Origin of the sequence: Citrobacter freundii complex sp. CFNIH2 (assembly GCF_002880615.1) — a bacterium.
GTDB classification, from domain to species: Bacteria; Pseudomonadota; Gammaproteobacteria; order Enterobacterales; family Enterobacteriaceae; genus Citrobacter_A; species Citrobacter_A amalonaticus_F.
This window is the reverse complement of record NZ_CP025757.1, coordinates 2976804-2989085: the sequence shown is the minus strand read 5'-3', so window position 1 is coordinate 2989085 and position 12282 is coordinate 2976804. Positions and strand designations below refer to the sequence as shown.

10 protein-coding genes are annotated in these 12282 nt (G+C 55.1%); 2 read left to right on the top strand and 8 right to left on the bottom strand.

What is annotated here, in order from left to right; genetic code table 11:
* The first annotated feature begins 38 nt into the window (after nucleotides 1–38).
* Nucleotides 39–518 carry a type 3 dihydrofolate reductase gene (gene folA, locus WM46_RS14580; RefSeq protein WP_042323929.1) on the top strand — a complete coding sequence of 160 codons (480 nt, stop codon included), beginning with the start codon at nucleotides 39–41 and terminating at the stop codon, nucleotides 516–518.
* A gap of 96 nt (nucleotides 519–614) precedes the next feature.
* On the opposite strand, the gene apaH is transcribed toward folA, so the two are convergent.
* Genes apaH through lptD form a run of 6 tightly spaced genes read right to left on the bottom strand, consistent with a single transcriptional unit; the run spans nucleotide 615 to nucleotide 7355 of the window.
* Nucleotides 615–1463, bottom strand: coding sequence for a bis(5'-nucleosyl)-tetraphosphatase (symmetrical) ApaH (apaH, locus tag WM46_RS14575; protein WP_042997971.1), 849 nt, complete (start codon nucleotides 1461–1463; stop codon nucleotides 615–617).
* Between the two features lie 10 nt (nucleotides 1464–1473).
* Nucleotides 1474–1851 carry a Co2+/Mg2+ efflux protein ApaG gene (gene apaG, locus WM46_RS14570; protein ID WP_046475370.1) on the bottom strand — a complete coding sequence of 126 codons (378 nt, stop codon included), beginning with the start codon at nucleotides 1849–1851 and terminating at the stop codon, nucleotides 1474–1476.
* Between the two features lie 2 nt (nucleotides 1852–1853).
* Nucleotides 1854–2675: a 16S rRNA (adenine(1518)-N(6)/adenine(1519)-N(6))-dimethyltransferase RsmA gene (rsmA, locus tag WM46_RS14565; protein WP_061076396.1), complete on the bottom strand. Its 822-nt coding sequence runs from the start codon at nucleotides 2673–2675 to the stop codon at nucleotides 1854–1856.
* The gene (gene pdxA, locus WM46_RS14560) at nucleotides 2672–3661 is read right to left on the bottom strand and encodes a 4-hydroxythreonine-4-phosphate dehydrogenase PdxA (RefSeq protein ID WP_102602635.1); all 990 of its coding nucleotides are present in this window, start codon (nucleotides 3659–3661) and stop codon (nucleotides 2672–2674) included. Before pdxA ends, rsmA begins: the two co-directional genes overlap by 4 nt.
* Complete coding sequence (gene surA / locus WM46_RS14555) at nucleotides 3661–4947, bottom strand: peptidylprolyl isomerase SurA (protein WP_042997967.1); 1287 nt, start codon at nucleotides 4945–4947, stop codon at nucleotides 3661–3663. Before surA ends, pdxA begins: the two co-directional genes overlap by 1 nt.
* A gap of 53 nt (nucleotides 4948–5000) precedes the next feature.
* A complete protein-coding gene (gene lptD, locus WM46_RS14550; protein ID WP_102602634.1) occupies nucleotides 5001–7355 on the bottom strand; it encodes an LPS assembly protein LptD in 2355 nt (784 codons plus the stop codon).
* Nucleotides 7356–7610: 255 nt separating this feature from the next.
* On the opposite strand from lptD, the gene djlA reads away from it, so the two are divergent.
* On the top strand, nucleotides 7611–8426 hold the full coding sequence (djlA, locus tag WM46_RS14545; protein WP_102602633.1) for a co-chaperone DjlA: 816 nt from the start codon (nucleotides 7611–7613) through the stop codon (nucleotides 8424–8426).
* Between the two features lie 163 nt (nucleotides 8427–8589).
* On the opposite strand, the gene rluA is transcribed toward djlA, so the two are convergent.
* Nucleotides 8590–9249 (bottom strand): bifunctional tRNA pseudouridine(32) synthase/23S rRNA pseudouridine(746) synthase RluA, encoded by a 660-nt coding sequence (rluA, locus tag WM46_RS14540; protein ID WP_102602632.1) that lies wholly within the window; start codon nucleotides 9247–9249, stop codon nucleotides 8590–8592.
* Between the two features lie 11 nt (nucleotides 9250–9260).
* A complete protein-coding gene (gene rapA, locus WM46_RS14535; RefSeq protein ID WP_102602631.1) occupies nucleotides 9261–12167 on the bottom strand; it encodes an RNA polymerase-associated protein RapA in 2907 nt (968 codons plus the stop codon).
* Nucleotides 12168–12282 lie beyond the last annotated feature (115 nt).

Genomic DNA, 12282 nt, shown 5'->3' with positions numbered 1-12282 from the left:
TAGTGGCGACAATTTTTTTTGCTTCCGGGAAATATTCAATGATCAGTCTGATTGCTGCGTTAGCGGTAGATCGCGTTATTGGCATGGAAAACGCCATGCCGTGGAATCTACCTGCGGATCTCGCCTGGTTTAAACGTAATACGTTAAATAAACCTGTCGTTATGGGACGCCATACCTGGGAATCCATCGGCCGACCGTTGCCGGGACGTAAGAACATCGTCATCAGCAGCCAGCCGGGTACTGACGATCGCGTGCAGTGGGTGAAATCGGTTGATGAAGCGATTGCCGCCTGTGGTGATGCGCCAGAAATTATGGTGATTGGTGGTGGTCGTGTGTACGAGCAGTTCCTGCCCAAAGCGCAGAAACTGTATCTGACGCACATTGATGCAGAAGTGGAAGGGGATACGCATTTCCCGGACTACGAACCGGACGACTGGGAATCGGTGTTCAGTGAATTTCACGATGCTGACGGGCAGAACTCGCACAGCTATTGCTTCGAAATTCTGGAACGTCGCTAAGCGATGAGTGCCGGATGGCGACGCTTAGCGTCTTATCCGGCCTACAAAACGATCTCGCAGGCCGGGTAAGCACAGAGCCATCCGGCACTCACAATCTCAGGCGTTAACGGCCTCGCCTTCATTCAGATCCATCTGCCGGTTTGACGGCTGCACAAAGTACTGCTTATCTTCCCAACGCAGGCAGGTTAAATTCCCTCCCCAGCAGCACCCGGTATCCAGCGCATAGATTCCCTCCGGTGTTCCTTTTCCTTCCAGAGACGCCCAGTGACCAAACGCAATGCTATAGGCTTCACTGACCGGTCCGGGGATGGCAAACCACGGTTTTAATGGCGCCGGGGCATCCTCTGGAGATTCTTTGCTGTACATATCCAGTTGCCCGTTCGGGAAGCAGTAACGCATCCGGGTAAAGGCGTTGGTGATAAAGCGCAGACGTGCCAGTCCGGTTAGTTCCGGCGTCCAGTTATTTGGCATGTCGCCATACATGGCGTCGAGGAAGAAGGGGTAAGAGTCACTCGACAGCACCGCTTCAACATCGCGTGCGCAGTCTTTGGCAGTCTGCAAATCCCACTGCGGTGTGATACCCGCATGCGCCATCACCAGTTTCTTCTCTTCATCTATCTGCAACAGCGGCTGGCGGCGCAGCCAGTTGAGCAGTTCGTCTGCGTCTGGCGCTTCCAGCAGCGGACTCAGCCGGTCTTTCGGTTTGTTACGACTGATACCGGCGAAGACCGCCAGCAGATGCAGGTCGTGATTGCCCAGCACCAGGCGCACACAGTCGCCGAGTGATTTCACATAACGCAGCACGTCCAGTGAACCGGGGCCACGGGCAACCAGATCCCCCGTCAGCCACAGGGTATCGCTTTCAGGGGTAAAATTGACTTGTTGTAGCAATGCGATCAGTTCGTCGTAGCAACCGTGAACGTCGCCAATAAGGTATGTTGCCATAGCCATTGTTTTAGTGAATGAGAGTGGAAACGGCGAGTCGGAAAACCGGAATATCGATGGTAAAGGCGACGCCGTTCTCATCAATCATTTCGTAATGACCCTGCATCGTGCCCAGCGGCGTTTCAATAACGGCGCCGCTGGTGTACTGGTACTCTTCGCCAGGCTCAATGTGCGGCTGAACACCGACCACACCTTCTCCCTGGACTTCAGTTTCTCGGCCATGACCGTTGGTGATCAACCAATAGCGTCCCAGTAGCTGCACGGGCGCTCGCCCCAAATTGCGGATGGTTACGGTGTAGGCAAAAACGTAACGTTCATCATCAGGTGAGGATTGCGCTTCAATATAGACGCTTTGAACCTGAATACACACTCGGGGCGAATTGATCATACTTAACTCTCCTTCGATGGCGCGTTTTCTGACAGATAGTTCGCCATCTGGCAGTACTGCGCGACAGAGATATTTTCCGCTCGCATTGCCGGGTCAATACCCAGTTCCGTCAAGACCTCAACGCTGAACAGATTGCCGAGGCTGTTACGAATCGTTTTACGGCGCTGGTTGAACGCTTCAGTGGTGATGCGGCTCAACAGGCGAATATCGTTGACCGGGTAGGGCATCGTGGTGTGAGGCACCAGGCGCACCACGGCGGAATCCACTTTTGGCGGCGGCGTGAAGGCGGACGGCGGCACTTCAAGCACCGGGATCACGTTACAATAATATTGCGCCATGACGCTTAAGCGACCATACGCCTTACTGTTTGGTCCTGCAACCAGACGATTCACCACCTCTTTTTGCAACATAAAGTGCATATCGGCAATGGCATCAGTATAGCTAAACAGGTGGAACATCAGCGGCGTAGAGATGTTATAAGGCAGGTTACCGAACACGCGTAGCGGTTGTCCCATCTTTTCAGACAATTCGCCAAAATTCATGGTCATGGCGTCCTGCTGATAGATAGTCAGCTTGGGTCCCAGGAAGGGATGCGTTTGCAGACGTGCGGCCAGATCGCGGTCAAGTTCAATGACCGTCAGCGCATCCAGACGTTCGCCAACCGGCTCCGTCAGCGCAGCCAGACCGGGGCCGATTTCGACCATCGCCTGACCCTTTTGCGGGTTAATGGCGGAGACAATACTGTCGATCACAAACTGATCGTTGAGGAAGTTTTGCCCGAAGCGTTTACGGGCTAAGTGGCCCTGATGGACTCGATTATTCATTGGGTATTAACAATCATTTTGATGGCGAGATTAAGCGCCGTAATAAAACTGCCGACATCAGCTTCACCCCGGCCCGCCAGTTCAAGCGCGGTGCCGTGATCCACCGAGGTACGAATAAAGGGCAGGCCCAGCGTGATATTCACGCCACGACCAAATCCCTGGTATTTTAGCACGGGGAGACCCTGATCGTGGTACATCGCCAGCACAGCATCAGCATGTTGCAGATATTTGGCCTGAAACAGCGTGTCGGCGGGTAATGGACCTGTCAATTTCATCCCTTGCGCGCGGAGCGTATCGAGCACCGGAACGATCGTGTCGATCTCCTCGCTGCCCATATGCCCCCCTTCACCGGCATGCGGATTCAGACCACAGACCAGCACGTGCGGATCGTCCACGCCAAATTTGGTGCGCAGATCGTGATGCAGAATGCCAATCACTTCGTGCAGCAGCGCTGGCGTAATGGCATCGGCGACGTCACGCAGCGGCAGGTGGGTCGTCGCCAGTGCGACGCGTAACTCCTCCGTCGCCAGCATCATCACCACTTTTTTCGCCTGCGAGCGCTCTTCAAAAAACTCGGTGTGACCGGTGAAAGGCACACCCGCGTCGTTGATAACGCCCTTATGCACAGGGCCCGTAATCAGCGCCGCAAATTCACCCTCTACACAGCCGTCACAGGCACGCGCCAGGGTCTGCACCACATACTCGCCATTCTCCACGGCCAACTGCCCTGGAACGACAGGCGCACGAAGTGCGACCGGTAACAGCGTAAGCGTGCCGGCAGTCTGCGGTTGGGCAGGGCTTTGTGGGGAGTAAGGGCGTAACGTGAGGGGAAGACCGAGCAGTGCCGCCCGGTCAGCCAATACAGTGGCATCGGCACAGACCACCAGTTCAACCGGCCAGTCGCGCTGGGCAAGTTGAACGACGAGATCCGGACCAATCCCGGTGGGCTCGCCGGGAGTGATCACTACACGTTGAGCAACCGTCATTAATTGCTCAGGATTTTAACGTAAGCGCTGGCGCGCTGTTCCTGCATCCAGGTTGCTGCTTCTTCTGAGAACTTCCGGTTCATCAGCATACGGTAAGCGCGATCTTTCTGCGCGGCGTCGGTTTTATCGACGTTACGCGTATCCAGCAGTTCGATCAGGTGCCAGCCGAAAGAGGAGTGCACCGGTGCGCTCATCTGACCTTTGTTCATGCGGGTTAACGCATCACGGAATGCCGGATCGAAAATGTCTGCAGCCGCCCAGCCCAGATCGCCGCCCTGGTTAGCCGAGCCGGGATCCTGAGAGAACTCTTTCGCTGCGGCCGCAAAGGTGGTTTTACCACTCTTAATATCAGCGGCGATTTGCTCAAGCTTCAGACGCGCCTGCTGATCGGTCATGATCGGCGATGGTTTCAGCAGAATATGGCGAGCGTGAACTTCGGTCACGGAGATGCTCTGACTCTGGCCGCGCATATCGTTGACTTTCAGGATATGGAAGCCGACGCCGGAACGAATCGGGCCAACGATGTCGCCTTTCTTCGCGGTACTCAGCGCCTGAGCAAAAATACCTGGCAGTTCCTGAATACGACCCCAACCCATCTGGCCGCCTTTCAGCGCCTGCTGGTCAGCAGAGTAGGTGATCGCCAGTTTGCCGAAGTCGCTGCCGTTACGGGCTTGATCGACAATGGAACGCGCCTGAGATTCTGCTTCGTTCACCTGGTCAGACGTTGGGTTTTCCGGCAGTGGGATCAGGATGTGGCTCAGATTCAGTTCCGTGCTGGCATCATTTTGATTGCCAACCTGCTGCGCCAGCGCATCCACTTCCTGCGGCAGGATCGTCACGCGGCGGCGCACTTCGTTATTACGCACTTCAGAGATGGTCATCTCTTTACGGATCTGATTACGGTAGGTTGAGTAGCTCAGACCATCGTAAGCCAGACGGCTGCGCATCTGGTCCAGCGTCATGTTGTTCTGTTTAGCGATATTGGCAATCGCCTGATCAAGCTGTTCGTCAGAGATTTTTACGCCCATCTTCTGACCCATCTGCAGGACAATCTGATCCATGATCAGACGTTCCAGGATCTGATGACGCAGCGTAGCGTCGTCCGGAAGCTGTTGACCTGCCTGGTTGGCGTTCAGTTTGACGGACTGCATCAGACCATCAACGTCGCTTTCCAGTACCACACCGTTATTTACGACGGCTGCGACTTTATCGACTACCTGCGGGGCAGCGAAACTGGTATTCGCGATCATGGCGATACCGAGAAGCAGCGTTTTCCAGTTCTTCATACTTTTTCCATTTCAATTAACCGCACTGCGGATTACGTGGTAAATCAATCAGATCACAAAGAGTTTTGATACGGCAAAATGTTGGAACGTAACATCTCGCTCGTGCCGAGACCGTAGTTGGAACTCAGGCCGCGAAGTTCAATGTTAAAGCCAATCACGTTGTCATACACCGCGTGTTCTTTATCGCTATCCCAACCGTTCAGCTTACGCTCATAACCAACACGGATCGCATAACAGCAGGAGTTGTATTGCACGCCCAACATCTGGTCAGCGGGTTTACTCACGTTGGTGTCGAAGTAGTAGGCACCAACAATCGACCAGCGATCGGCGATTGGCCAACTGGCGACGGTACCGATCTGGCTAATCCCGTTTTTGTACTGCTCAGCCGTGGAATATCTTGCTGGCAATGTCGCCTGAATATACTCCGGGCTGGCGTAACGGTAGTTCAACTGAACCAGACGGTCTTCATCACGACGATATTCGATACTGGAACTGCTGGTGGCGACGCTATCCAGACGGGTATCGTACTGAATACCGCCACGCAGGCCCCAACGATCCGAAATACGCCAGTAGGTGTCGCCCGCCCATACTAATGAACCTGTCTGGTCATCATTCTCCCATTGGATGTTGTCATCGCCAGTGCGAGACTCCGTGAAATAGTAGATTTGACCAACAGAAACGTTAAAACGTTCAACTGCTGCGTCATCATATACGCGAGATGTGACGCCCGTCGTGACCTGGTTGGCGGAGGCAATGCGGTCCAGACCGCCATAGCTGCGGTCACGGAACAGGCCGGTATAGTCAGATTGCAGCAGAGAGGAGTCGTAGTTATAGATGTTGCTCTGGTCGCGATACGGCACGTACAGATACTGCGCGCGCGGCTCCAGCGTCTGGGTATAACCCGGCGCGAGCATGTTCATATCCCGTTCAAACACCATCTTGCCGTCGACTTTGAACTGCGGCATCACACGGTTGGCGGTATCGTCCAACTGGGTTGAATAACGGCTGTTGTACCAGTCCAGATTGGTTTGCTGATAATGGGTTGCCAGCAGTTTCGCTTCGGTGTTGATGCTGCCCCACTGGTTCGACAACGGCAGGCTGACGGTCGGCTCCAGGTGCAGACGCGTCGCTTCCGGCATGTTGTCTTTGGTATTCACAAAATGCACGGCCTGGCCATAAATACGGGTATCGAACGGACCCAGGTCGTTCTGATAGAAGTTGACGTCTAACTGCGGTTCAGCGGAATAACTGCTGGTGTTCTGATCGCTGAACACCTGGAACTGTTTGGTTGAGACCGTGGCGTCAAAGTTCTGCACCGCGTAGCCGACGCTGAATTTCTGCGTCGCGTAACCGTCGGTACTTGAACCGTACTTGTTATCGAAATCATTAAAGTAGCTGGAGTCGCTCACCTTGGTGTAGTTGACGTTGAAGCGCCACACCTGGTCCATCACCCCCGAGTGCTGCCAGTAAAACAGCCAGCGGCGTGAGTTGTCATCGTTCGGATGCTCGTCGTCGTAGACGCGATCGGAGTTCAGATAGTCGAACTCCATCAGACCGGCGCCCGCCTGGCTCAGGTAGCGGAATTCGTTCTCCCACATCACGCCGCCGCGACGGTGCATATAGTGCGGCGTCAGGGTCGCATCCATGTTTGGCGCGATGTTCCAGTAATACGGCAGATAGAACTCAAAATAGTTCTTTGTCGAGTACTTGGCGTTGGGGATCAAGAAACCGGAGCGGCGTTTATCCCCTACCGGCAACTGCAAATATGGACTGTAAAAGATCGGAACCGGACCCAGCTTAAAGCGGGCGTTCCAGATTTCCGCGACCTGTTCTTCACGGTCGTGGATCACTTCGCTACCGACGACGCTCCAGGTATCAGAACCCGGCAGACAGGAGGTGAAACTCCCGTTCTCAAGAATGGTATAGCGGTTTTCGCCGCGCTGTTTCATCAGATCCGCTTTACCGCGGCCCTGACGGCCCACCATCTGGTAGTCACCTTCCCAGACGTTGGTGTCTTTGGTGTTCAGGTTCGCCCAGCCCTTCGGCCCTTTCAGGATAACCTGGTTGTCATCGTAATGGACGTTGCCGAGCGCATCAACGGTACGCACGGGCTCAGGCTGACCCTGAGCCTCTTTCTGATGAAGCTGCACCTCGTCGGCCTGCAGACGGCTGTTGCCCTGCATGATGTCCACATTGCCGGTAAACACCGCGTCGTCAGGATAATTTCCTTTCGCATGATCGGCATTAATCGTGACGGGGAGTTCATTTGTCTCGCCCTGCACCAGAGGACGGTCATAGCTTGGCACGCCTAACATACATTGTGAGGCGAGACTGGCTGCCAGACCCTGTTGACTGTAAAGGGCAGTGGCAATCATGGTGGCCAGGAGGGTGGGAATACGTTTTTTCATACGTTGTATTTTATTGTTCCATCATCAGTAGCGTCGCGCGTGACAAACCGCCACAGCCTAACTTACTCATGTTCGTAGCGCTAGTGTTAATCCTGCCGCTATAGCGTCTGTGGTGTTAGTCACGGCTGTGAATGACAGGTATGATAATGCAAATTATAGGCGATGTCCCACAATTGACCGTAGCCGAAAGATCGTAAAAAGCCGCTTATTTTGTGGGACCTGGCCTCACCGAGAGTGAGACAAATTGGGGAGTCTATGCAGTACTGGGGAAAAATAATTGGCGTGGCCGTGGCTCTGCTCATGGGCGGCGGCTTTTGGGGCGTGGTGCTGGGGCTATTGATTGGCCACATGTTCGACAAAGCCCGCAGCCGCAAAATGGCGTGGTTTGCCAACCAGCGTGAGCGTCAGGCGCTGTTTTTTGCCACCACCTTTGAGGTGATGGGGCACTTAACCAAATCGAAAGGCCGGGTTACCGAAGCCGATATCCATGTCGCCAATGTGCTGATGGATCGGATGAATTTGCACGGTGAATCGCGATCGGCTGCGCAAAATGCGTTTCGTATCGGAAAATCAGATAATTACCCGTTACGTGAAAAAATGCGCCAGTTTCGTAGCGTCTGTTTTGGCCGCTTCGATCTTATTCGCATGTTTCTTGAAATTCAGATTCAGGCGGCGTTTGCCGATGGTTCGCTGCATCCCAACGAGCGTGAAGTGCTGTATGTGATTGCCGAAGAGCTGGGTATTTCCCGGACTCAGTTCGATCAGTTCCTGCGTATGATGCAAGGGGGCGCACAGTTTGGCGGCGGTTATCAACAGCAGTCCGGCGGCGGTGGCTGGCAGCAGGCGCAACGCGGCCCGACGCTGGAGGACGCCTGCAACGTACTGGGGGTGAAACCTACCGACGATGCGACCACCATTAAACGCGCTTACCGTAAGCAGATGAGCGAGCACCATCCGGATAAGCTGGTGGCGAAAGGTCTGCCGCCCGAAATGATGGAGATGGCGAAGCAAAAAGCGCAGGAAATTCAGAAGGCTTACGAGCTGATCAAAGAGCAGAAAGGCTTTAAATAAATATACACGGCATCCTTCAAGCTGCCTCTTTGTTGGCCGCGCTGTGAAACCCCAGTCACATAGTTATCTATGCTCCTGGGGATTTCTTCGCTTGCCGCGTCGATGCATCTCGAATGATTTGTGTCTATTCGCGAGCGTAATTCAAAGGGGCGACGTTATAAGATTAAAAATCAGCCGGCGCTTTAAACGTCATGCTGTTGCCGTATGCGGGATGGGTGATGGTCAGCATCTCGGCATGCAGTTGCAGTCGGGCGGCTCGCGCCAGCGCCTCCGGCGGTGCATAAAAACGGTCGCCGAGGATGGGATGGCCTAACGCCAGCATATGCACGCGTAGTTGGTGCGAACGTCCGGTGATGGGCTTCAACACCACTCGCGCGGTGTTATCTTCCGCAAACTCCACGACTTCATATTCGGTCTGCGCCGCTTTGCCGGTTTCATAACACACTTTCTGTTTCGGACGATTCGGCCAGTCGCAGATCAGCGGTAAATCCACCAGTCCCTCTGCGGGCGCGGGATGTCCCCATACCCGCGCCACATACTGTTTTTTCGGCTCGCGCTCGCGAAACTGACGCTTCAGCTCTCGCTCTGCCGCCTTGGTGAGGGCGACTACAATCACGCCGCTGGTCGCCATATCCAGACGATGCACGGATTCAGCCTGCGGATAGTCGCGTTGAATACGCGTCATCACGCTGTCTTTATGCTCCTCAAGACGACCAGGCACGGATAACAGGCCGCTCGGCTTGTTGACCACCATAATGTGCTCATCCTGATACAGGGTAACCAGCCAGGGATCCTGCGGCGGATTGTAGTTTTCCATCCCCATATTTGACTCCGTTACTGATGCGTGACGACGATAAGACGCAGGGCATCCAGACGCCATCCTGCCTGATTCAGGCTTTCCAGTACCTGCTGACGGTTGCTTTCAATCGCCGCGAGTTCGTCATCACGAATGTTTGGGTTGACGGCGCGCAGCGCTTCCAGTCGCGACAGTTCAGCAGACAGTTTTTCATCCGCTTCATTGCGCGCAGCGTCAATCAGGGCGCGGGCGGACTTCTCAACCTGCGCTTCCCCCAGTTGCAGAATCGCATGAACATCCTGCTGCACCGCGTTAACCAGCTTGCTGCCGGTGTGGCGGTTTACAGCACTCAACTGGCGGTTGAAGGTTTCAAACTCCACCTGCGCAGCGAGGTTGTTGCCGTTTTTATCCAGCAGCATGCGCACCGGCGTCGGCGGCAGGAAGCGGTTAAGCTGCAACTGCTTCGGCGCCTGGGCTTCCACAACGTATACCAGTTCCAGTAACAGCGTACCGACCGGCAGCGCCTTATTCTTCAATAAGGAAATGGTACTGCTACCGGTATCACCGGAGAGGATCAGATCCAGCCCGTTACGAATCAGCGGATGTTCCCAGGTAATAAACTGGGCGTCTTCACGCGACAGCGCCACGTCACGTTCAAAGGTAATGGTACAACCGTCTTCCGGCAGCCCCGGGAAGTCCGGAACCAGCATGTGATCGGATGGGGTCAGTACAATCAGGTTTTCGCCGCGATCGTCCTGGTTAATCCCCACGATATCAAACAGGTTCATAGCAAAGGCGATCAGGCTGGTGTCGTCATCCTGCTCTTCAATGCTCTCAGCCAGTTGTTGCGCCTTTTCGCCGCCGTTGGAGTGGATCTCCAGCAGACGGTCGCGGCCCTGTTCCAGCTGCGTCTTCAGCGCTTCGTGTTGTTCACGACAGCTTTTGATCAGCTCATCAAAACCGTCGGTCTCTTCTGGTGCCGCCAGGTAATTAATCAGATTGCTGTAAACCGAGTCATAGATGGCGCGACCGGTCGGGCAGGTATGTTCGAACGCATCCAGACCTTCGTGATACCAGCGAACCAGCACCGACTGGGCGGTTTTCTCTAAATATGGGACGTGGATTTGGATATCGTGCGCCTGGCCGATGCGGTCGAGACGACCAATACGCTGCTCCAGCAGATCCGGGTTAAATGGCAGGTCGAACATCACCAGGTTACTGGCAAACTGGAAGTTACGACCTTCCGAGCCGATTTCTGAACACAGCAGCACCTGCGCGCCGCTGTCCTCTTCGCCGAACCAGGCGGCGGCGCGGTCACGTTCGATAATCGACATCCCTTCGTGGAAGACCGCCGCGCGGATACCTTCGCGCTCGCGCAGCACTTGCTCCAGTTGCAGGGCGGTTGCCGCCTTCGCACAGATCACCAGCACTTTCTGCGAGCGATGGCTGGTCAGGTAGCCCATCAGCCACTCAACGCGCGGGTCGAAGTTCCACCAGGTGCCGGTATCCCCTTCAAATTCCTGATAAATCTGTTCCGGATAGAGCATGTCGCGCGCTCTGTCTTCGGCGTTTTTGCGGGCTCCCATAATGCCGGACACTTTAATGGCCGTCTGATACTGCGTCGGCAGCGGCAGCTTAATGGTGTGCAGTTCGCGTTTCGGGAAGCCTTTTACGCCATTACGGGTGTTACGGAACAGCACGCGGCTGGTGCCGTGGCGGTCCATCAGCATGGAGACCAGCTCCTGACGCGCGTTCTGCGCACCGTCGCGGTCGCTGTTCGCGGTTTGCAGCAGCGGCTCAATATCCTGCTCGCCAATCAGTTCGCCCAGCATGTTGAGTTCTTCATTGCTGAGTTTGTTACCGGCCAGCAGCATGGCGACGGCGTCGGCAACCGGGCGATAATTTTTCTGCTCTTCAACAAACTGTGCGAAATCGTGGAAACGGTTGGGGTCCAGCAGACGCAGACGTGCAAAGTGGCTTTCCATACCCAGTTGTTCCGGGGTGGCGGTCAGCAACAGTACGCCTGGCACGCGTTCCGCCAGTTGTTCTATCGCCACATATTCACGGCTCGGCGCCTCTTCGCTCCAGACGAGGTGGTGGGCTTCATCGACAACCAGCAGATCCCACTCGGCATCACACAAGTGTTCCAGACGCTGTTTATTACGGCGGGCGAAGTCCAGAGAACAGATCACCAGCTGTTCGGTTTCGAACGGGTTAAACGCGTCGTGCTGCGCTTCGGCGTAGCGCTCGTCGTCAAACAGGGCGAAGCGCAGGTTAAAACGGCGCAGCATTTCGACCAGCCACTGATGCTGCAAGGTTTCCGGCACAATGATCAGCACGCGTTCTGCCGCGCCAGAAAGCAGTTGTTGATGCAGGATCATCCCGGCTTCAATGGTTTTGCCCAGACCCACTTCATCCGCCAGCAGTACGCGCGGCGCATGACGGCGACCCACGTCGTGGGCGATGTTGAGCTGATGAGGGATCAGGCTGGTGCGCTGGCCGCGCAGGCCGCTCCACGGCATGCGGTATTGCTCACTTTGAAATTTACGTGCGCGGTAGCGCAGCGCAAACCGATCCATGCGGTCAATCTGACCCGCAAACAGGCGATCCTGCGGTTTGCTGAACGCCAGCTTGCTGTCGAGCAGGACTTCACGCAGCGTCACGCCGGTTTCTTCGGTATCAAGACGGGTGCCAATGTAGGCAAGCAAACCATTTTCTTCTTTTACTTCATCGATTTGCAGCTGCCAGCCTTCATGGCTGGTAATGGTATCGCCAGGGTTGAACATCACGCGGGTCACGGGGGAGTCACTGCGCGCATACAGACGGTTTTCACCGGTGGAGGGGAAAAGCAAAGTGACGGTGCGCGCATCCATGGCAACAACGGTTCCAAGTCCCAGTTCGCTTTCTGTATCGCTGATCCAGCGTTGACCAAGTGTAAAAGGCATATTTGTTCGGCTCTATATCTTTAATTGCAGGCAATAATCACCCTCTGCCAGGGAGAAGCTATGGCAGAACGGTAAATTGGGTCCAGGAATGGAAAGGGCGCTATGGTAATGGATG

What these genes read in the sequence shown, in the direction of transcription:
- apaH (WP_042997971.1), bottom strand. Translation starts at nt 1,463, where the DNA reads ATGGCAACATACCTTATTGGCGACGTTCACGGTTGCTACGACGAACTG.
- rsmA (WP_061076396.1), bottom strand. Translation starts at nt 2,675, where the DNA reads ATGAATAATCGAGTCCATCAGGGCCACTTAGCCCGTAAACGCTTCGGG.
- djlA (WP_102602633.1), top strand. Translation starts at nt 7,611, where the DNA reads ATGCAGTACTGGGGAAAAATAATTGGCGTGGCCGTGGCTCTGCTCATG.
- rluA (WP_102602632.1), bottom strand. Translation starts at nt 9,249, where the DNA reads ATGGGGATGGAAAACTACAATCCGCCGCAGGATCCCTGGCTGGTTACC.
- rapA (WP_102602631.1), bottom strand. Translation starts at nt 12,167, where the DNA reads ATGCCTTTTACACTTGGTCAACGCTGGATCAGCGATACAGAAAGCGAA.
- lptD (WP_102602634.1), bottom strand. Translation starts at nt 7,355, where the DNA reads ATGAAAAAACGTATTCCCACCCTCCTGGCCACCATGATTGCCACTGCC.
- surA (WP_042997967.1), bottom strand. Translation starts at nt 4,947, where the DNA reads ATGAAGAACTGGAAAACGCTGCTTCTCGGTATCGCCATGATCGCGAAT.
- apaG (WP_046475370.1), bottom strand. Translation starts at nt 1,851, where the DNA reads ATGATCAATTCGCCCCGAGTGTGTATTCAGGTTCAAAGCGTCTATATT.
- folA (WP_042323929.1), top strand. Translation starts at nt 39, where the DNA reads ATGATCAGTCTGATTGCTGCGTTAGCGGTAGATCGCGTTATTGGCATG.
- pdxA (WP_102602635.1), bottom strand. Translation starts at nt 3,661, where the DNA reads ATGACGGTTGCTCAACGTGTAGTGATCACTCCCGGCGAGCCCACCGGG.